The organism is Pantoea sp. B566, assembly GCF_024793925.1.
GTDB lineage: Bacteria > Pseudomonadota > Gammaproteobacteria > Enterobacterales > Enterobacteriaceae > Pantoea > Pantoea ananatis.
Map to the genome: position 1 here is coordinate 313,993 of NZ_JANUQL010000002.1, position 19,960 is coordinate 333,952.

17 protein-coding genes are annotated in these 19,960 nt (G+C 49.2%); 12 read left to right on the plus strand and 5 right to left on the minus strand.

Features of this window, described 5'->3' with window-relative positions:
- Positions 1-21 precede the first annotated feature (21 nt).
- The gene (locus NYE92_RS01555; protein ID WP_052651547.1) at positions 22-1,506 is read left to right on the plus strand and encodes a hypothetical protein; all 1,485 of its coding nucleotides are present in this window, start codon (positions 22-24) and stop codon (positions 1,504-1,506) included.
- Between the two features lie 4 nt (positions 1,507-1,510).
- Complete coding sequence (locus NYE92_RS01560) at positions 1,511-2,080, plus strand: tail fiber assembly protein (RefSeq protein ID WP_259018421.1); 570 nt, start codon at positions 1,511-1,513, stop codon at positions 2,078-2,080.
- 99 nt (positions 2,081-2,179) lie between these two features.
- Here NYE92_RS01560 and NYE92_RS01565 read toward each other — a convergent pair whose 3' ends face one another.
- Entirely contained in the window at positions 2,180-2,785 is a 606-nt protein-coding gene (locus NYE92_RS01565; protein WP_072006675.1) for an Ail/Lom family outer membrane beta-barrel protein, read from the minus strand.
- Between the two features lie 1,027 nt (positions 2,786-3,812).
- Here NYE92_RS01565 and NYE92_RS01570 point away from each other — a divergent pair.
- The 3 genes from NYE92_RS01570 to NYE92_RS01580 all read left to right on the plus strand — a co-directional run bounded on the left by NYE92_RS01570 (position 3,813) and on the right by NYE92_RS01580 (position 5,978).
- Entirely contained in the window at positions 3,813-4,106 is a 294-nt protein-coding gene (locus NYE92_RS01570) for a hypothetical protein (RefSeq protein WP_033766331.1), read from the plus strand.
- Between the two features lie 112 nt (positions 4,107-4,218).
- A complete protein-coding gene (locus tag NYE92_RS01575; protein WP_259018422.1) occupies positions 4,219-4,410 on the plus strand; it encodes a hypothetical protein in 192 nt (63 codons plus the stop codon).
- Between the two features lie 467 nt (positions 4,411-4,877).
- Entirely contained in the window at positions 4,878-5,978 is a 1,101-nt protein-coding gene (locus NYE92_RS01580) for a site-specific integrase (RefSeq protein ID WP_014604590.1), read from the plus strand.
- A 61-nt stretch (positions 5,979-6,039) separates the two neighbouring features.
- Here the strand turns inward: NYE92_RS01580 and NYE92_RS01585 are convergent, their stop codons facing one another.
- A complete protein-coding gene (locus NYE92_RS01585) occupies positions 6,040-6,435 on the minus strand; it encodes an H-NS family nucleoid-associated regulatory protein (RefSeq protein ID WP_022623038.1) in 396 nt (131 codons plus the stop codon).
- A 1,177-nt stretch (positions 6,436-7,612) separates the two neighbouring features.
- Between NYE92_RS01585 and fhuE the strand changes: the two genes are divergently transcribed.
- The 4 genes from fhuE (at position 7,613) to NYE92_RS01605 (ending at position 11,854) form a co-directional block, all read left to right on the plus strand.
- A complete protein-coding gene (gene fhuE / locus NYE92_RS01590) occupies positions 7,613-9,826 on the plus strand; it encodes a ferric-rhodotorulic acid/ferric-coprogen receptor FhuE (RefSeq protein ID WP_259018423.1) in 2,214 nt (737 codons plus the stop codon).
- Between the two features lie 213 nt (positions 9,827-10,039).
- Entirely contained in the window at positions 10,040-10,600 is a 561-nt protein-coding gene (locus NYE92_RS01595) for a non-canonical purine NTP pyrophosphatase (protein ID WP_013027794.1), read from the plus strand.
- A complete protein-coding gene (locus tag NYE92_RS01600) occupies positions 10,597-11,391 on the plus strand; it encodes an SIR2 family protein (RefSeq protein ID WP_013027795.1) in 795 nt (264 codons plus the stop codon). The genes NYE92_RS01595 and NYE92_RS01600 overlap by 4 nt, the downstream gene beginning before the upstream one ends.
- Before the next feature lie 136 nt (positions 11,392-11,527).
- Positions 11,528-11,854 carry a YebG family protein gene (locus tag NYE92_RS01605; protein WP_014333057.1) on the plus strand — a complete coding sequence of 109 codons (327 nt, stop codon included), beginning with the start codon at positions 11,528-11,530 and terminating at the stop codon, positions 11,852-11,854.
- Between the two features lie 333 nt (positions 11,855-12,187).
- On the opposite strand, the gene NYE92_RS01610 is transcribed toward NYE92_RS01605, so the two are convergent.
- Positions 12,188-12,526, minus strand: coding sequence for a cupin domain-containing protein (locus NYE92_RS01610; protein WP_019105854.1), 339 nt, complete (start codon positions 12,524-12,526; stop codon positions 12,188-12,190).
- 159 nt (positions 12,527-12,685) lie between these two features.
- Here NYE92_RS01610 and NYE92_RS01615 point away from each other — a divergent pair, with 159 nt between their 5' ends.
- Entirely contained in the window at positions 12,686-14,617 is a 1,932-nt protein-coding gene (locus NYE92_RS01615) for a methyl-accepting chemotaxis protein (protein ID WP_259018424.1), read from the plus strand.
- A gap of 55 nt (positions 14,618-14,672) precedes the next feature.
- On the opposite strand, the gene NYE92_RS01620 is transcribed toward NYE92_RS01615, so the two are convergent.
- Positions 14,673-15,947, minus strand: a complete 1,275-nt coding sequence (locus tag NYE92_RS01620) for a Glu/Leu/Phe/Val dehydrogenase (RefSeq protein WP_013027799.1) — start codon at positions 15,945-15,947, stop codon at positions 14,673-14,675.
- Positions 15,948-16,477: 530 nt separating this feature from the next.
- The gene (locus NYE92_RS01625; RefSeq protein ID WP_019105852.1) at positions 16,478-17,371 is read right to left on the minus strand and encodes a LysR family transcriptional regulator; all 894 of its coding nucleotides are present in this window, start codon (positions 17,369-17,371) and stop codon (positions 16,478-16,480) included.
- A 104-nt stretch (positions 17,372-17,475) separates the two neighbouring features.
- Here NYE92_RS01625 and budA point away from each other — a divergent pair, with 104 nt between their 5' ends.
- Together budA and alsS are read left to right on the plus strand one after the other, a co-directional pair.
- Positions 17,476-18,258, plus strand: a complete 783-nt coding sequence (gene budA, locus NYE92_RS01630) for an acetolactate decarboxylase (RefSeq protein ID WP_259018425.1) — start codon at positions 17,476-17,478, stop codon at positions 18,256-18,258.
- 16 nt (positions 18,259-18,274) lie between these two features.
- Entirely contained in the window at positions 18,275-19,954 is a 1,680-nt protein-coding gene (gene alsS / locus NYE92_RS01635) for an acetolactate synthase AlsS (protein WP_014604595.1), read from the plus strand.
- The last annotated feature ends 6 nt before the right edge of the window (positions 19,955-19,960 follow it).

Here is a 19,960-nt window from a genome sequence, read left to right on the forward strand (position 1 = left end):
GGGTTTTTTTATAGGGTAACTATGGACCGTCAGATAGTTTATCCGGGCGCTATTCCGCTCGAAACTGACCTGCTTAACACCAATAAATTCGCCATGACAGGTATGGCAAAGCTGGCTGTGGCCGTGCTGGGTTCCGATACCTGTCTTTATGGCCTGCATTGTACACCCGACAGTCCTGCGTCCTTGCGTGTCATTGTTGGCCCCGGTCAGATTTATAGTTTACAGAATATGGATAACTCACCGTATTCCTCACTCCCCACAGATACGTCGCAGCTCATCCTGAAGCAGGGACTCATCTGTGAAGCAACCCCGCTCACGCTCACCGCGCCTGCTTCTGCTGGTCACAGCATGAATTACCTGGTGCAGGTCGGGTATGAGGATGTGGATTCTGACGAAACCATACTGCCTTATTACAATGCGGCAAACCCTGCAGTGGCCTACAGCGGGCCCGGTAACTCAGGTAAAGCTCAGCCGGGGAAACGGTCAGGTGTCTGCCGCCTGGTGTTAAAAGCAGGAGTGTCGTCGCCTACAGGTTCACAGGTTACGCCTCAGCCTGATGCAGGATACGTCGCGGCATGGGGGATTACTGTTACGGCGGGCATGAGTGCGATTACGGAAGCCAGTATTTTCATGATTGAGGGGGCGCCGTTTCTGCCGTCAGGTGGGATCTATCCGTCCATTCAGCAGTGTGCCCCGACATTTGCTCACGATAGCGGCACAGCAAATCGCTATTCCGCCTCTTACAAGCCTGTGCTGGCCGAGCTGACGGATGGCATGCGTCTCACGTTTAAAGCCAGAGAGGCAAACACAGGAGCCTGTACGTTCTCGGCCAACGGGGGCAAAGCCTACCCGTTGTATTCGCATGCGCACCAGGAGCTGCAGGGTGGAGAAATAATTAATGGCGGGCTCATAGAGGTCCAATGGAACAGTTCATTAAACGCCTGGCTGATGTGCGGAAACACAGGCGGTGCAACACCGGTTTCAGAGGCACAAAAACCTCATCATGCCATTAGTCTTGCACAGGCTGATAAACGCTATCTGGAGAACAATAAAGGCTACAGTAAGGAAGATGCAGCGAAAGATTTCCTGTCGAAAAAGGGCGGTGTAGTTACGGGCGAACTTGATATTAAGGGAAAACTGACGGCTGAGAAAATCTTCATGGGGAATATGACATTCAGCGAGGACGGAAATATCAATGGGCCCCGATGGAAAACTGAAGAGTCCCAGGCAAATGGCTATTTATCCAGTTGGGTGATGGCGGAACTGAAAAAGATAAGCGACAAGATCATTCCATTCCCTTCAACAGAAGAGATTACAAAAAACTGCGTTAAGCGTGTAAGACTCGGAGCTGAGGTCAGGAAAAAGGGGGAGGCTGTTACGTTTGATGCGGGTTATGTCATGACAGGGTTCAAAAATCCGGGCAAGGTGAAGAAAGGATATGAATTTACAGCCCGGCCCTTACAAATTTTTGTTGGAAATCGATGGCAGACAATCGAACAAGGATAAACCCATGATTGATTTGAAGAACTTCAAACCGGGAAAGCCGGTTTCTGCTGATGATATTGCAAGCGAAAAAGAATATGGAATGAAGTTTTTGTTTGATGATGCCGGGCATGAATGGTATGCAAGTCAGCGTTTATATGCTGATGGTACTTTGAAAATTGCATACGATAAGGAGGGGATAATATGGAGCTTGAGCACCGATGTATCAGAACTCTGGCCAGTTCATCTGAGTGTAGCCGAAATAACGCATGATGATCAGAGTCGTCAGATTGATAACAGCGGATTATGGAAATATATTGGTGGAAAAGTAATAAAGCTTTCGCCCGATGAAGATTTAAAGTTTTTAGAAGATAAAAAGGAATATTTAATAGATAAGGCCGTAACGAAAATTATGCCAGGCATGGCAAAACTGTTGCTGAAAAAACAGCTCTCCGCTGAAGAGTCAGAACTGCTGGAAAAACAGCTCTCCGCTGAAGAGTCAGAACTGCTGGAAAAACAGCTGCATTATCTTGACCAGCTCAATACACTTGACCTCAAAGCTGCTAATCCCCCTGTGTGGCCTGAATGGCCAAAATGAATTAATGAAGCTCACGCTGTTCAGTTTTGTGATCTTTTAGGATGTCACTTTTACGGAAGGATAATATGGCACAAATGCCCGGAGCCATTTAACACTGATTCAGAACTGATAGCCTATATCAATAAACAGACTTTTCATGTCAAGTTTACCACCCTCATAGGAAGCATGTGACCCTTCATAACCTGCTGTAAATAGGAGCTTATCGGACGCTTTTAGCATCAAGCCAGCGCTGTAAGAAAACTGATTTGATGAGCTGTAATGCATCGTCTGCGTCGACAAACCATTGTTCGTATAGGGTACAGGATTACCAATCCAGGCATGTGAAATACCAGCAAGAGCGAAGAGACTGAGATTATTCGAAACGCGATAAGTAGGACCTGCCATCCAGGAGTAATACTCTGCATGTTTATCATATGCGTGATTGATATTGTAATCTGTGCTACATTTTTTATCATGGATTCTGCATACATCACTTTCATCTTGCCAGTTATTTTTCATTTGTGTATATGAACCCATGACACCCCACAGCAAAGATGTTTCATACTGTAATTTAACATTGGAACCATGGAGATTGCTAAAACTTCCCAGTCCCCCCTTTTGAAAACCTAAGGATAAGGTGGGGTTGCTATCGAATTCATGAGCAATCGCGGTTGAACACATTAGGATTGCCGAGATGAGTGACAATAAAATTCTACTGAACAACATATTAGCTCCTCGAAAAACTCAACCGATAGGCATTTTTCTGTATGCATATCGCAAAACAGATACCCATTATTTTCTAACCATGATTCATAAAAACGAAAAAGTAGCGCATATAGCACTCTCATAAGTGAAATTCATGACAATGACATTGTTTTACAGGATGGATGCCTGATTTCATTTTATGAAATGGGTGTTTAGAAAAACGGATCTCAGGCGGGTAATACAATAATGAAGTTTGATTGAACGACTTTTATTTTGATCGGGTTAATGTCCGAAATTTGTCCGAATAGATTCGATATTGATGATAACTAATTGATTATTATAGCATGGATTGGTAAGTATTGCGACCTTGAATTCTGCGGGAATAAGGCGTAGGCACTTGATAAATAAATATTTTTTATCATTAATTCATGAATACGTTTTATATATAGGTTACGCTTATTGGGGTGACAGTGAAAGCTGAATTAACCGGTCATAAAATGCCTAAAGCGCCATTCTTCCGGTAGCGCGATGAATTTCTAACTTCATGGCACAGTCTGAGTGCGTATTTAATCTGTTCTGATCCCGCGCCTTTTATTGGCGTGCCGGGCAGAGTTAGTCTTTGATGTGACCGATCAGCAAAGTCAAACACCATTCTCTGACCGGGTTAAACTTCATAAACCTATGCGGCATTACCCAGGTTAACTTTTCATGTTACTTAGCAGATCATGAACCATAATCTACTGTTGAAAATCTGCGATATTGACGCATCACGCCTGTTCCGTCCTGGCCATCGCGCTGAGGTCTGCAATTCATGGGTTGGGTACAATCAGACAGAGATTTGTTTTTGTCTGATTGTTGCTCCTGCTTCAGTTACAGGCCGGTTGCGGATGTCCGTTGCCAAGACGCGATGTGGATTGTGCAGAGTGGCGGTAATGTGCGGGAGGTTTAACGCAGGCGGTGGTATTTTATCCGGGGCTTTACGCCTTAAAACGGCATCATAAAAGGATTACGCGTGTCCACGTTGCACTTAACCACCGGGATTAACCTTATGAGAGCACTCTTCGTCACAGGCCTGATCTTTGCGCTAGCCGCATGCTCCAGCTCAGTGGGTCGCAATGTTGATACAGCAACCGTTCAGAAAATCAGGCCAGGCCTGACAACCCGAGCGGATCTGATCGCGATGTTTGGCCCGCCTGACACGGAATCCCCGTATCCCAACGGACAACAGTTACTGATGTGGAAATACAGTAAAGCCCGAGCGCTGGCTACCTCGGCAGGTGAAACGCTTACGGTACAGACAAAAAATGGCAAAGTGTTTAACTACACCTTCAGTAAAAGCTGACGTTTTATCCCGATATCTCTGCGCACAATAAAAAACGTGATTGTATTGCCAGGTTAACACAATTGCGGATCTGTGCAGGGAGTTAACGTATTCCTCTTCGTTCAGGAGGGATGTGATCAATAAGCCCATTGAGCCAACCGGCACCGGAAAACGTATTCTGAGAATTGTCGGTATGGCCGGTGAGCTGGCCGATGCCATGGATAATATTTCGCTGTCCTCATCAACACAGGCAGGACATTTTTCAGGTCAGTGTTGCCGGTTAGCCAGATGGATGCTGCCACGCAAACGCACGCTGTGTTTGTAGAAGACTCCTCTCCTGTCTCGTAATCTTAATCTGAGCAGATGTACGCTATGGTGAAAACCTCCGCTTAGCGCGCCCGCCCCGTCATTAACGTGTTTCCCGTTGTCTCGTCAGCGATGACGGGGCAACGCCATGTTGCGCTTGCTGCACAGCGCCGCGTAAAGCCCCCACATCCTTCGGCGTGTTAAGTGCCGGGCAATCCAGTGAACACCTTATTCCCCTCTGAAAATCCCGACGGCAATGCCGATTTGAAGAAAAACGTCTCTCCTGACGAATGTTACGGGGAAGGGCAGCTTCTCTGCGTAGCGTCGAGGCGTTAACACAGTCATTGCCGTTTTACATCCCTTTGCCTTGATTCCTTTTCAGAATCAGCGTAGCGACGTCTTTGTGACTCCAGACTTAACAGGTCTGGAGTCACAGTCGGCAGAAAGGTAGAATCTGCAATACGGCTTTATTATCTGGGAAGGGCAGTGGCTGAAATCAGCATAAATACAAGGTCGCCGCATGTCGGCCATCACGTCATGGTATGGCTGGAGCAGATCAGAAAGGCTTCGCTGTCTGAAGTCGATAATTTTGGTGACGAGGGCACGGTCGAGCAGGTCATTAAGGTCTGGGTAAAGCTGTCATTACTCGTTACGCGTCGCCGTCCTGAAATCGCGATTTCCTCCCTTCTCCGGCATGTCTTACCGAATATTGGCTCACTCCCGCTGAAGAATCTGACGCGATTACGACTAAACAGACTATATAACATACTGATTTCAGAGGGTAAAAAGGGAGAGGCGCGGCGCGTGTTCGCGTTGACAAAACAGTTTTTATCCTGGGCAGAAATGCAGGGTTATCTTGAGCATTCCCCTGTTGCTTCAATGAAAAAACGTGACATTGCAGGCCGTGCGGCCTCACCGCGCAGTCGACAGTTGTCGGATGCTGAGATTTGGGTGTTCTGGCATGGGCTGGACAACTGGGCACTCTCTGAACAGGCCCGTTGGGCACTGCGGCTTTGCCTGGTGAGCGCGCGACGACCAGACGAGATCGTTCAGGCTCGTAAAGCAGAATTTAATTTACAGTCAGGGCTGTGGAAACAAGGTACGCGGAACAAATCGCAGCGTGAACATACGTTGCCGGTCTCTTCCCTGATGCGCCTGTGTATCGAGTCATTGTTAAAGGCCAGCGATCCTGCTTCGCCCTGGCTGGTACCGGCACCGCGCGATGTGATGCAACCGCTGTCAAAAGGTGCGCTTAATCAGGCTCTGCGACGCATGTTACGCGCACCGCGCGGCCTGGGACTGGAACATTTTACACCACGTGACCTGCGGCGAACGGCACGCTCAAAGTTATCTGCACTGGACACGCCCAACGACGTGGCAAGAAAAATCATGAATCATGCATTAGAAGGGATAGATCGTGTTTACGATACGCACGACTATGTCGTGCAGATGCGCGCTGCACTGGAAAAGTATTCGGAATCATTACAGGTAATTATCAACAGTGATAGTTACCATTTTCTACATCATCGTTATGAAGGCGAAAGGCTGAAATTAGACAGTTCCTCTGTCATGGTCATGAGCCTTTAACGGGACAGTCAGGCTGTTTCCAATAAAAAAGCGGTGTCCTCATCAACACCGCTTAATTATGTCAGATCAGGAAGTCATCGAGAGAACCGCCTGCATCCAGGGCCTTTTTAATAGGCGATGGTGTACGGCCCTGACCTGTCCATGATTTCTTTTCACCGTTTTCGTCGGTATATTGATATTTAGCCGGGCGCGGAGCACGTTTAGCTTTTGTTTTAGTTTCTGTAGGTAAATCGATCAGCTCAGAAATATCGATGCCGTCATTCATCAGCATTTCTTTATATTTAGCCAGCTTGTCTGCTTTTTCACGCAGCAGGGCTTGCTCAGCTTCTTCTTCTTCACGGCGTTCAGCGACAACGACAGAAAGCTTTTCGAGCATCTCATTTAACACATCAAGCTCAATTTCCCGGGCTTGTGCACGTAAAATACGAAGGTTATTTAATGCTTTGAGCGCATCCATTGATTAATCCTTAAATTACAGCGAATATTTTAAACAGAGCCATTCTACGAAAAATATTCCCAGAAGGAAATATCTCTTCAGGCCGAAATGTACAAATTTGTTACTGTAAAGATTATTACTGACTTTCAGAACCTGAGAAACGGCATAAAGTTTAGGAATACATTGATGTTTTAAACATATTTAAATCGCCTCATGCCAATGAAAGGCGAGCAGGTTCTACACAACATGAATTATAGAATCTCTTTTTTAAGTTAAAAAATCAATGAAAATCAAAACCTAATACCTGGCTATCTTGATTTGTCGTCACGTTGTAAACCTGGAATGATGTGATTTGTCTCGTCAGAGAGAAATGATAACGTATAGTTAATAATAGCCACCCTTAAATAAAAGCTGGTCTGAGCGGACGAAATGCCTTACTAAAAAAACCGCTATTGAGGATAACGTTTTGTTATGTGTAAATCCTGATTTTGATGCCAGACATCCCTCGAACCTTCCATAACCCGACCGTTGCAGCTGTTGGCTGCTTTGCAAAGATGAGAAGCGGCTTTACCCGATCTGAGAAAAATAGCATTCCGGATTTCGCAATTACACAAACCCGATAAAGCAACCTGTAACCTGTGCCAGGCTTCATGCCAGGCTGAACGTTTTCTCTGTCAACCCAACGGCCATAAGTCTGTATTATCTGAACATAAGCGAAGCGTCAATAAGGGCAATAACGTTCACATCACCGTTGTCAATAACAGCCTTTACCCATTTTTTCCATATTGTTTAAACCTGCAGTCCACCTGTCTCAGATAATGACCGCATTATATATAAGGAAAAAAGACATAAGCGAGTGTGAGAAATAATTCTGTTCACACAGGGGTAAAACGGATGGCTCAAAAATATCCAGGCCAGCTAATTTCAGCGTTACGTCACGCGCTCGGGTTCAGAAGTACTGTGCCCGACTTGCGCTAAAACATCTGCATTATCAACAGAATACACACATCGGCTTTTCTGACGCTTTTAAAGATAAATGTTAACAATAACTTGCAATGATAATCTAAATGAGTATATTTCTCATTTGTTTTTACATGTTGTTGTTTTTGTCCTTATTCCTGATGGCCAGCCCGCACGGTAGTTAACTGGGACTGATGCAGGGCAGTGGCAGCTAAAAAAAAGAAAACGAGGCGTTAGAATGTTTCTGAATATCCCCCTCCTGAACAGGGATCGCGTGAAGCCCACTTTTTCTCTGGTTCCCTCACGCTTATCACTTTTGGCAACCCTTGTGGCAGGCGTATCTTCACATAATGCGTTTGCAGAGACGCCATCGGATGTGAATAAGAGCAACCCGACGCTTATCGTTACTGCGGCTGAACAGCCGGTTTCCGAAAATACTTCCTCGGACTACAGCGTACCTGTTACCCGCGCGGGCAATAAGTTACTTTCGACCGTGCGCGATATTCCTCAGTCTGTAAGCATCATCAGCGCGCAGCGCATGAAAGACCAACAGCTACAGTCGTTAAATGATGTTCTGGACAACACCACGGCTATTCAGACCAGCACAGCGGATATGGATCGTAAGACCTATTATTCTCGCGGTTTTTTAATCGACAATTACCTGATTGACGGTATTCCTACTGTATTCGAAGAACGCTGGAATTTGGGTGATGCACAGACGGATAGCGCATTATATGAACGCATTGAAGTGGTCAGGGGTGCAAACGGGTTATTGACCGGTGCCGGTAATCCTTCCGCTGCCGTTAACATGGTACGTAAACATGCCGACAGTCATCAGCCAGAAGGCGAGATATCCGCCAGCTATGGCAGCTGGAATAAACAGCGTTACGTTATGGATGTGCAGTCCCCGTTGAATGCTGCAGGAAATGTTCGAGGCAGGGTGATTGCGGGTTATCAGGATAATAATAGCTTTATTGAGCGTTATGGTGCTGAAAAGAAATTTGTTTATGGGGTGATTGATGCCGATCTCAATGACGCCACCACATTATCTGCAGGCTATGAATTTCAGCAGCTGAATACTGACAGCCCAATGTGGGGCGGTTTACCGCGTTGGTACACAGACGGTAGTAAAACCCATTTTCGTCGCGGCTTTAATACCGCCCCTGACTGGACTTATAACGATAAAGAGAGCAGAAAACTTTTTGCCCGGCTCAAACACACTTTTGCAAGTGGATGGCAATGGACCCTTAACGGCACCCATGATCGGTCAACGCTTAACAGCAAAATGATGTATATCGCCGGCTATTTTGACAAAAATACGGGTGCAGGCGTTTCTCCCTATGCGGATTATCCTGTCGTTGCGGGCACGGGATATAATGCAGCCAAACGTCAAGTCGATGCTGTGGATACCTTTGCCAGTGGCCCTTATCAACTCTTCGGACGCACCCATGAATTAATGGTCGGTGTTAGCTACAGCAAACAAAAAAACACTTACTACGGTACTTTTGCGAATATCTCGCCAGAAGAATTGGGGAATTTTAACCTTTTTGACGGCCAGTTCCCGGAAACGGATTGGGCGGCGCGCACCCTGTCCCAGCAGGATATTACCCGACAAAGCTCGGGCTACCTTGCCACCCGTATTTCACTGGCGGATCCGTTAAATCTGATACTGGGCGCACGTTACACCCGTTGGAGCAAAAATACGCTGACCAACGATATGGAAAAAAATAACATCACGCCTTATGCGGGTCTGATTTATGACATTGATGAGAACTGGTCAACGTACGCCAGCTATACTTCCGTGTTTCAACCGCAGTCATATCGTGATCTCTCAGGTGCCTATCTGGCGCCGGTTATTGGTAAGAACTACGAAGCCGGCGTTAAATCTGACTGGTTCGACAGCCGCTTGACCACGTCAGTCTCGGTCTTTCGGGCTGAGCTGGATAATGTGGCACAGACCACCGGTCGCATTATTCCGGGTACCACCGAGTCAGCGTATGAAGGCAAAAATGGTACGGTAAGCCGAGGAATTGAATTCGAAATTAACGGCGCAATCACAGATAACTGGCAGATGACCCTGGGAGGCACGCGTTATATTGCCGAACAGCGTTATGGCACGGCGGTAAAACCCGACTTACCGCGAACGCAGTTAAACGTCTTTACGCGCTACCGTTTACCCATGTTCCCTGATCTGACTGTGGGTGGCGGAGTGAAATGGCAAACGCACGTCTGGAGCGATAATTCGGCACCGGAAGGAAACGGAACGTGGCGTGCTGAGCAGGGCAGCTATGCGTTAGTCAATTTATTTAGCCGCTACCAGGTGACGAAAAATTTTGCTGTTCAGGGCAATATTAATAATCTCTTTGATAAAACCTATGACACGAATGTTGCGGGGGATATCGTTTACGGTGAACCCCGTAACGTCTCTGTGACTGCCAGCTACCGTTTCTGAAGACGCCGGACTTTCACCAGTGAGCGCCTCACCCGGGGCGCTTGCTCCCCTGCTTTTTCCCCCTCGACCCGGCGCAAATCGCTGATCCATCACGTTTTGACGTAATTGCCAGGCCAGAAAGTCGGGGATTTGCGCTACACTGACCAGCGTTAATCCTCCATTCTGCCGCTATGATAGCGCTGTCTGAGGCAAACTAATTAACCTGGAAGAAGTATGAAAATCAGATTCCTTTCGGCTAATGAGCAAAAACTGGCGGAGGTGCGTGAAATCCTGGAGCCAGTGGGCGTCGAAGTCTTGCCGATCGCTCGTCGTATTGAAGAAATTCAAACAGAGAATGAGCTGGATTTGGTGCGGGACAAACTCACAAAAGCCTTCTCAATTATTGGGCGTCCTCTCTTCGTTGAGCATACCGGACTTTATCTCGATGGGCTGAATGGCCTGCCTGCGGGGCTGACGCGCATATTCTGGAACCGGCTGGATGCCGATCGTTTTGCCTCCCTCGTTAATGGCCTCGATAGCCAGGGCGTCACGGCCAAAACCGTACTGGGCTATTGTGACGGGCGCAAAATGTATCAGTTTTACGGCGAATTACGTGGCACTATTGCCTCAAAACCGGCGGGCCCGCGTGGTTTTCAGTGGGACTGCGTGTTTATTCCTGAAGGCTACGATCAAACCTTCGCTGAAATGGGCGACAAGAAAAATGAAATCTCAAACCGTCGCATTGCACTGGACCGCTTCGCGTCCTTCTTAAAAACAGCACGAGGCGTGGCATGAAACCTGAACTGAAGCGGGCTTATGACTCCGGTAAGCTGATACTCTTTGCCGGTGCAGGCCTGTCCCGCAATCTTGGCCTGCCAGAATGGCATGAGCTCATTGCCCATCTGGCCAACGAGCTGGGGTACGATCCCAAAATTTTTAATACCTATGGTACGCACCTTTCCCTGGCCGAATACTATAAGCAAAAAAAAGGATCGCTAGGGCCGTTAAGAAGCTGGATGGATCGCGAATGGCATCGGCCGGATATTGATGTTCGTAGCTCTGAAATTCACACCATGATCACGCAGGGCAATTTTTCGCGTATCTATACCACCAATTATGACCGCTGGCTGGAAGCGGCACATGAGGCGCACGGTGTGCCTTACTCAAAAGTCGCGAATGCGGCCGATCTGGTGTCATTAACTGAAGACAAGCGCCACATCATTAAACTGCACGGCGACTTTGATGATGATACCTCCATCGTTTTAGATGAAAGCAGTTACTTTGAGCGCCTCTATTTTGATTCGCCGCTGGATATCAAACTGACCCATGATGTCATGGGGAATTCGGTGTTGTTCGTGGGCTACAGCATCAGTGACTTTAATATTCGTCTGCTGTTTTATCGCCTGACCAAAATGTGGGGGCGCACGGGCCTGGCCACTGCGCGCCCCAAGTCGTACCTTTTCACTAACCGCAATAACCCGGTGGCAAAAGAAGTGCTGGGTCAGTGGGGCATTGAAATGATCGTCTCTGAAGAAGACGATCCTCGAAAAGCCCTGGCCGATTTTATGCAAGCGCTTCTGGCGTGATGCGCGGGGCGGGGCTGACCACGTCGTTGTAAAATCTGAACCGCATGTCAGGTTTATCGGGCGTGGTGATTCTTCTCTGGAAAATGCGGATTACTGTGGTATGCTGTATAAATACACAGTACCTGAGGGCAAAACTATGGCTGTTGAGACAAAATTTGTAGTGGTCAGAAAAGGTGAAGAGAAGATGACATTTGCCAACAAAAAAGAGGCTGATGCCTACGACAAAATGCTGGATATGGCGGAAGCGTTCACCGACTGGTTGCTGACTCATCAGGCGGAGATGGATGAATCTCAGGCTGAAACACTCGGCCTGTTGCTGGCAGAACAAAAAGACGCCGTGCAGCACATTCTTCGCACCAGTAAACTGCCTCAGTCAACCTCAGGCGGTAGCGCCCCTGAAGCGACGGATGCTGATCATGCGCCGCAAAGTGACAAGAAAGTCCGCGCCGTCAAAGCCGCCTGACCGGTTTATGCTGGAAGCCTGCTTCCAGCATAAACACTCTCTTTTCCCATCTTTTATCCGTCAATGACCGACTCAGCGGTGGGTTTTTGATCCTTCTCAGCGAATCAAATGCGTCACGGCAAAAGCATAGTGATGAAGGTATCTGGCCATGCACGTCATGCAAAGTACATAACCATGAAACCAGCCTGATTTGTTTAGCATGAATGGGTTCCCGGTTCAGTTATGCCTGGTTAGAAGAGGGCACAGACTGCCATTTAATCCCCGCCTATGTATTGTTTCATATCAATACTATTCAGATCAGTAACGGATTCCTGCGTATTATTATGGCCATGTTCAGGTCAGATCGGTACGATCGCCTCGGGTCGTCGGATGGGAAATAACTAAAAAAGTGACACTGTCATTTCCGTCGTTACGTGCCTGATGTTTCGCACCCGGTGAGATCTCAATGCCTTGCTGCGCCTGCAGGAGATGGACGATGCCCTCAATTTCCATCGTCAGCTCTCCCTCTAAAACGAAAAAGAACTGGCGAGACTGAACGTGAAAGTGTCGGGTTTCAGCAGTCGCAGGCGGCATATGTTCATGAATAATGCTTAAATCCTGGCGTTTCAGCAGATGCCAACCATCACAGTTATTTCCCCAAACATAATGTTCTGCGTTGTCTTTCGAAATCATAAATCCTCTTTTTGCCCGCAACGGATAATGTGAGCCGATTCTGGCTTTGATTCATCTTATTAAAGTTAAATTCTGGCGCGCCGATAGTTATTCCAGGGACATGAAAGAGTGTATCTGACAGGGTGGTCAACCTAGCCGGTGTATTCCAGGGGAATCAATATGACCACTCAACCCAGTAAAAAAACCATGAGTACCCGCACGCAGATGCTTGTTGCGGGCGGCCTGACGATTACGCTTGGGTTTACCGTGACGATTGGTGTTCTGAGCTGGCAGTCGGCAAAAGAACAAAAAACGCTGGCCGAACATTATCTGCAGCAGATCGCTCAAAGTCGCGGGCTGCAAATTCAACAAGAGCTGAGTTATGCCCTTAATATGGCGCACAGCTTAGGCCAAAGTCTGATTGCTCTGCCCAAAGCGGGCATTAACGATCGTAAAGTCGCTGACAGAATCATGGAATATTCACTCAGAGCCAATCCTGATTATCTCTCGATGTCTGTGATTTTTGAACCCAACGCGTTTGATGGTCGTGATGCTGAATTTGCAGGTCAGAGCGGACAGCCGCCACAGGGCCGTTATGCCTGGTTTGTTGACCGCGATCAGGCCGGTAATTACGCCATGCATCCGTTACTGTCCTTTTTAACGCCGGGTCAGGGTGATTATTATCTGGTTCCCCAGCAGACAAGAAAAGATACGCTGATTGAGCCCTACAGTTATGCCTACAACGGTATACCAACGTTATTGACCTCTGTAGCCTCACCCATTATCGATCAGGGTAAACTTTACGGCGTGGTGACTTCCGATATCTCCCTTGCCTCACTACAAAAGAAAGTTAACCAGATAAAACCCTGGCAGGACACCGGTTATGCCCTGTTGCTCTCTAACACAGGCAAAGTCGTTTCCTCGCCAGATAAAGATGAGGCGGGCAAAGCGTGGAAGGGGGAAAAAGACAATTTCACCCAGCAAATTGTGGAACATGACGACCCGGTGCTGGGCGAAAAAGCCATGTATACCTGGTATCCGGTCACGGTAGGCAATAGCGATAAGCCCTGGTACGTTGGAATTGTCGCACCGGTCAGCCAGGTTATGGCTGCGGCGAATCGCCAACTCTACTGGGCTATCGGACTGATGCTGGTAAGCATCCTGTTGGTCGGCGCGGTACTGGGGCTCTTGTTCAATCGCAAAGTCATGCGTCCGCTCGGCGGCGAGCCTGCAGAGGCAGCCAGAATAGCGCTGGCGGTTGCGGAAGGTAAGCTCAGTAACCGCTTTCACGTTGCACCGGGCGACAACAGCAGCCTGTTTTATGCGCTGCATACCATGCAAAGCCAGCTGCAATCTATTGTGGGCCAAATCAAAGATGCCAGCGCGTCGGTGCGAGAAGGGGCTAGCGAGATTGCCAGTGGTAACCTCGATCTGGCATCGCGTACCGAACAGCAGGCGGCTGCGCTGGAGGAGACTGCAGCCAGCATGGAGCAAATCAGCGCAACGGTTCGCCTGAATGCCGATAATGCTCAACAGGCCACGAATCTGACCGAAAATGCCACCTCAATCGCCAGCCGGGGCGAAGCGCTGGTTGGGCAGGTGGTGCAGACCATGTCACAGATTGATGACAGCTCGAAGAAAATTGGTGACATTACTACGATGATCAACAGCATCGCCTTCCAGACGAATATTCTGGCCCTTAACGCTGCGGTTGAGGCGGCGCGCGCTGGCGAGCAGGGACGAGGCTTTGCTGTCGTGGCCTCTGAGGTGCGTAATCTTGCTCAGCGAAGTGCGGGCGCGGTGAAAGATATCGCTGCCCTGATTGAAGAATCGAGCGTTCGGGTTCAAAGCGGCGTGAAACTGGTTAACGAAGCAGGCAAAACGATGCATGAGATGACGCAGGCCGTATCGTCAGTGCAGAGCATCATTGATGAAATCGTTTCTGCCTCTGATGAACAGGCGCGCGGTATCGGTCAGGTCACTGTCGCAGTTAACGAGATGGACGGTACGACACAACAAAACGCCGCACTGGTGCAGCAAATGTCGGCGGCCGCCAGCTCGCTGGAAGATCAGGCGCAGCAGTTGGCGCAAACGGTGGAGCAGTTCCGCTAACGCGCGGTAAACCGCTAAAACACAACCCGCACGGTGCGGGTTGTGTTTTCAGTCATTAACCCGGATAGATACCGCGATCTTTACGTGCCATCAGGATACGTTCGCAGGCCACGATATAGGCTGCGGTACGCAACGAGCACGCTTTCTCTTTGGCTTTTTCCCATACGTGAACCATGGCTTCCGTCATGATCTTGTCTGAGCGTTTATTAATTTCGTCTTCGCTCCAGAAGAAGCTGGCCATATCCTGCACCCATTCGAAGTAACTGACTGTCACACCTCCGGCGTTACAAATCACGTCGGGTACAACAATCACACCGCGGTTTGCCAGAACATCATCAGCATCCGGATAGGTCGGACCGTTAGCGCCTTCGAGCACCAGCTTACAGCTCAGGATCTCAGCACGCTCCCGCGTGATTTGTCCTTCCAGCGCGGCAGGGATCAGAATATCCATTTCCGTATGCCAGAAACGCTCTTTCTCGATGTTTTGTGCACCAGGGAAGCCTGCGATCTGCTTGTTTTCAGTCTGCCATTGTGTCAACGCATCCATATCCATGCCGTCAGCGTTGAACAGCGTTGCAGTGTGATCCTGAATCGCCACAACGCGCGCGCCCGCCTGACTAAACAATCGGGCGGCTTCACTGCCTACGTTACCAAATCCCTGTACGGCGACACGTGCGCCTTCAATCTGGATGCCGGCTCGGCCAGCAACCTCACGGCCAGTGACGAACACACCACGGCCGGTCGCTTTTTCACGGCCGAGGGAGCCGCCAAGGTGAATAGGTTTACCTGTCACCACACCCGTCACCGTGGTGCCCAGATTCATGGAGTAGGTATCCATCATCCAGGCCATCACTTTGCCATTGGTGCCGACATCGGGGGCCGGGATATCTTTTTGCGGTCCAATGATGATACCGATCTCGCTGGTATAGCGGCGCGTCAGACGTTCGAGTTCGCCTTCAGACAGTTTAAAAGGATCGACCCGAATCCCACCTTTTGCTCCGCCGTAGGGCAGATTGACAGCGGCACACTTGATGGTCATCCAGGCTGAAAGGGCCATGACCTCATTTAAATCGACATCGGGATGATAGCGAATCCCGCCTTTACCCGGACCGCGTGAAAGGTTGTGCTGAACACGATAACCCTCAAAATGACGAATGGAGCCGTCATCCATTTGCAGAGGAATATCAACAATTAATGCACGCTTAGGATGACGTAAAGTATCAATCCAGCGCGTAAGGTCGCCCAGGTAAGGCGCAACGCGATCGATTTGTTGTAGGTAGGTGGACCAGGCTGAAGTACTACTGTCAGACGCGTAAGATAACTTATCCATACAAAACCTTTCTTATCGAAGTTATTTATTGTGTTGAGCCGTGGAATGACGCGCGCTTAAGCGCGCCGACATAATTTATCATTACCAGAGAAAATATGATGTCGACCAGGCGGTCATTATCCCCATGCTATTTCGATTAACGGTGAATAAGAGTGAATAATATTTCGACTTATCTGCCCCGGATGCGGCTGTTTCGTGCATAAATAAGGCATTGTTAGTGCATAAACCAAAAATTTTATGATTTATCAGTTCTTTGAAGGGGGTCAAAAAGTTAATGAATTGTTTCAAAGGATATTGACTTTGTTGCACCGCCAGGGTGCATAAATAAAAGTAATGCGAAGGTTACTTTCACTTATGCGAAGAGGCTAACGGACAATATCTCACGCTTTTTTCATCGACGGCAGAGCAGAAAATAAGACGTGCCAGCAAAATGTGTTTATTAAAACGGGATGGAACTCAACCGCTAAATTTTTACCCTGAATAAGGAAGACGGCCATGAGCGGATGAAAAAGGCTGCGAACAGCAGTGCATCAGTTTACGCTGTGACCTTCTGAAATCAGCGACAACAGATGGTTAACCGCTTTAGACGCATTATTCCGCCGCCAGGCAAAAGCCACATCGGTAAAAAGCGTATTGTTAGCGATTTCCCGGAAGCAAATCTGCGGATTCTGCACGCAAACCATCGATTCAGGTATAAGGGCTATACCGCAACCTGCGCCGACCATACCTAGAGAAGAACTGATTTGCGGAGCCTGCTGAAAAGACGATGAGGAGAAACCCGCGCGCAAACAGGCACTGACAATAAGCTCATACAGGCTGGGTGAAACGTCTCGCGGAAAAATAATTAAGGTTTCCTGCACCAGTTCGCTCAGCGCGATGCTGGATTTTTGTTGCAGAGGATGCGCAGCAGGTAAAGCCAGCAGCATCCGTTCGGTAGAAATGACGCGCAAATTAAACGATTTACTGCTTTCGCAGGGAAGACGAAGAAATGCCGCGTCCAGCAACCCCTCCTGGAGATCCTGAATAAGCAATGACATGTTCTCTTCCCGCGTCATCAGCTCCAGGGCGGGATAGCGATCTTTAAATCGCCGTATAATCTCAAAGACGTTGGGATCAAATGCCACCGAACTGGCAAAGCCCAGCGACATTTTGCCAGAGATCCCCCGGGCAACGCCTTTCGCCTTTTCCAGCGCATGATCGGCGAGTTGAATGATTTCAATCGCATCCGCCAGAAATGTTTTTCCTGCATCCGTCAGTTCCACACCGCGCGTCAGTCGTTTTAACAGCGGCGTACCGATTTCATGCTCCAGTCGCTGAATTTGCTGACTGAGTGGCGGCTGCGAAATGCCAAGCAGTTCGGCCGCTCGGGTAAAGTGCTGCGTTTGAGCGACAGCAACGAAATAACGTAGATGGCGCAGTTCCATATTAAAAACGTCTCAAAGTTTACAGGTTTTGCTATTGGATTCTGTCCGCAAACAGGGTCACCATTATGTTAACACGGCTTAACAGTTAACCTACGAGGCATCCGATGAGCAATTTTGTAACTGATTGTTCCTGCGAGGATCAACTAAAAGATACCGTTCAAAAGCTGCGAAAAAACATGCCAGAAAGTGTTATGTATCAAACCTCTTTGATGAGTGCGCTGCTGAGTGGTGTTTATGACGGTGAAACCAGGATTGCTGACTTACTGCGCAAAGGTGACTTTGGTCTGGGAACCTTCAATCAGCTGGATGGTGAACTCATTGCGTTCGACAGCAATGTGTATCAGCTGCGCGCCGATGGCAGTGCCCGGCCTGCTGATCCTGACCAGAAAACGCCATTTGCGGTAATGACCTTTTTTCAACCCCAGCATAAACACGTTTTTGAACGCGCGGTTCAGCGCGATGCGCTGCACCAGCTTATCGACAGTGAAATCACCTCCGACAACCAGTTTTGTGCACTGCGTGTAAGCGGACATTTTTCATCCGTCCAGACGCGTACCGTTCCGTGCCAGTGCCGGCCTTACCGATCGATGCCTGAAGTTCTGGGAAACCAGCCCATATTTGAATTCATGCACCGCCATGGCGAGCTTATTGGCTTCCGCACGCCGCAGTACATGCAGGGTATCAACGTCGCGGGATATCACGAACATTTCATCACAGACGACAGAACCGGCGGTGGGCATATCCTGGATTATGTGCTGGAGCAGGGCACGCTGACTTTTGGTGCCATCAGCAAGCTGGTGATCGATTTACCTGAAAACGCCGACTTTCTTAATGCCAACCTGACGCCGGAAAATCTGGATGATGCCATCCGTTCTGTCGAAAGCTAATCACGAGGCCTGAAATATGAAAACTCTCTCTGATACGACACTCTGGCACTGCGGTGCAGACCTGGTTGTCGCGCAACTTGAAGCGCAAGGCGTCAGCCATGTGTTTGGCATCCCTGGTGCAAAAATTGATAAGGTATTTGATTCCCTGCTGGATTCTTCCATTCAGACCATCCCCGTGCGGCATGAGGCGAATGCCGCCTTTATGGCCGCGGCAGTAGGCCGTCTGACGGGTAACGCTGGCGTGGCGCTGGTCACATCCGGCCCGGGCTGCTCAAACCTGGTAACCGGTATGGCTACCGCAACCAGTGAGGGCGACCCGGTGGTGGCTATTGGGGGCGCGGTCAAACGCTCCGACAGCGCCAAGCAGGTTCACCAGAGTCTTGATACCGTATCCATGTTCCGCCCGGTGACAAAATATGCGGTTGAAGTCACCGACTCGTCGGCACTGGCGGAATGTGTATCAAACGCGTTTCGTCACGCTGAACACGGTCGCGGCGGCGGTGCGTTTGTCAGCCTGCCACAGGATATCGTTGATCAGCCGGTCACGGGTAAGGTGCTGAGCCATCACGGCCGCATCACGCTGGGTGCGGCACCGGATGTGATGATTGATGCGGTCAGTCGTGAGATCGCCCACGCAAAAAATCCCGTGATCTTGCTGGGCCTGATGGCAAGCCAGCCTGAGAATAGCGAAGCCATTCACGATCTGTTAAACCGCAGCCATATCCCGGTAACCAGCACGTATCAGGCTGCGGGTGCCGTTCGTCAGGAGCACTTTTCCCGTTTTGCCGGTCGCGTGGGACTTTTCAACAATCAGGCAGGCGACAAGCTGCTGCAACAGGCCGACCTGATTATTACCATCGGCTACAGCCCGGTTGAGTATGAACCTGCCATGTGGAACAGCGGGAATGCCACCTTAATCCACATTGACGTTGTGCCAGCGGAAACGGACAACCGCTATTTGCCAGATGCGGAGCTGGTCGGCAACATCGCCGCCACGCTGCGTAAACTGGCACAAAAGGTCAGCCAGCCGTTACAGCTCAGCAAGGAGGCTGCCAGTATCCTTGAGGACCGTCAGCAGCAGCGGCAGTTACTTGCATTACAGGGCGCGAGCCTGAATCAGTTTGCTCTTCATCCGCTGCGCATCGTGCGTGCAATGCAGGACATTATCAACAGCGACGTCAGCCTCACCGTTGATATGGGCAGCTTCCATATCTGGATTGCCCGCTATCTCTACAGCTTCCGCGCGCGCCAAATCATGATTTCTAACGGGCAGCAAACCATGGGCGTGGCCTTGCCCTGGGCGATTGGTGCCTGGCTGGTCGATCCACAGCGTAAAGTCGTCTCGGTTTCAGGAGATGGCGGCTTCCTGCAGTCAAGCATGGAGCTGGAAACCGCCGTCAGGCTCAACGCCAACATTTTACACATTGTCTGGGTCGATAATGCTTACAACATGGTGGCGATGCAGGAAGAGAAAAAATATCAGCGTGTTTCAGGCGTGAACTTTGGGCCCATTGATTTTAAAGCCTATGCGGAAGCATTCGGTGCGGCGGGATTCGCGGTGAACAGTGCCTCCGAACTGGAACCCACGCTGCGCAAAGCGATGGATGTTCAGGGGCCTGCTGTTGTGGCAGTGCCAGTGGATTACGCCGATAACCACTTGCTGATGGGGCAGCTTCATCTCAGCCAGTTACTTTAATTTCAA

Excerpts from the sequence above, each read along its gene's own strand:
- NYE92_RS01555 (WP_052651547.1), top strand. The coding sequence starts at position 22 with ATGGACCGTCAGATAGTTTATCCGGGCGCTATTCCGCTCGAAACTGAC.
- NYE92_RS01560 (WP_259018421.1), top strand. The coding sequence starts at position 1,511 with ATGATTGATTTGAAGAACTTCAAACCGGGAAAGCCGGTTTCTGCTGAT.
- NYE92_RS01565 (WP_072006675.1), bottom strand. The coding sequence starts at position 2,785 with ATGTTGTTCAGTAGAATTTTATTGTCACTCATCTCGGCAATCCTAATG.
- NYE92_RS01570 (WP_033766331.1), top strand. The coding sequence starts at position 3,813 with ATGAGAGCACTCTTCGTCACAGGCCTGATCTTTGCGCTAGCCGCATGC.
- NYE92_RS01585 (WP_022623038.1), bottom strand. The coding sequence starts at position 6,435 with ATGGATGCGCTCAAAGCATTAAATAACCTTCGTATTTTACGTGCACAA.
- fhuE (WP_259018423.1), top strand. The coding sequence starts at position 7,613 with ATGTTTCTGAATATCCCCCTCCTGAACAGGGATCGCGTGAAGCCCACT.
- NYE92_RS01595 (WP_013027794.1), top strand. The coding sequence starts at position 10,040 with ATGAAAATCAGATTCCTTTCGGCTAATGAGCAAAAACTGGCGGAGGTG.
- NYE92_RS01600 (WP_013027795.1), top strand. The coding sequence starts at position 10,597 with ATGAAACCTGAACTGAAGCGGGCTTATGACTCCGGTAAGCTGATACTC.
- NYE92_RS01605 (WP_014333057.1), top strand. The coding sequence starts at position 11,528 with ATGGCTGTTGAGACAAAATTTGTAGTGGTCAGAAAAGGTGAAGAGAAG.
- NYE92_RS01610 (WP_019105854.1), bottom strand. The coding sequence starts at position 12,526 with ATGATTTCGAAAGACAACGCAGAACATTATGTTTGGGGAAATAACTGT.
- NYE92_RS01615 (WP_259018424.1), top strand. The coding sequence starts at position 12,686 with ATGACCACTCAACCCAGTAAAAAAACCATGAGTACCCGCACGCAGATG.
- NYE92_RS01620 (WP_013027799.1), bottom strand. The coding sequence starts at position 15,947 with ATGGATAAGTTATCTTACGCGTCTGACAGTAGTACTTCAGCCTGGTCC.
- NYE92_RS01625 (WP_019105852.1), bottom strand. The coding sequence starts at position 17,371 with ATGGAACTGCGCCATCTACGTTATTTCGTTGCTGTCGCTCAAACGCAG.
- budA (WP_259018425.1), top strand. The coding sequence starts at position 17,476 with ATGAGCAATTTTGTAACTGATTGTTCCTGCGAGGATCAACTAAAAGAT.
- alsS (WP_014604595.1), top strand. The coding sequence starts at position 18,275 with ATGAAAACTCTCTCTGATACGACACTCTGGCACTGCGGTGCAGACCTG.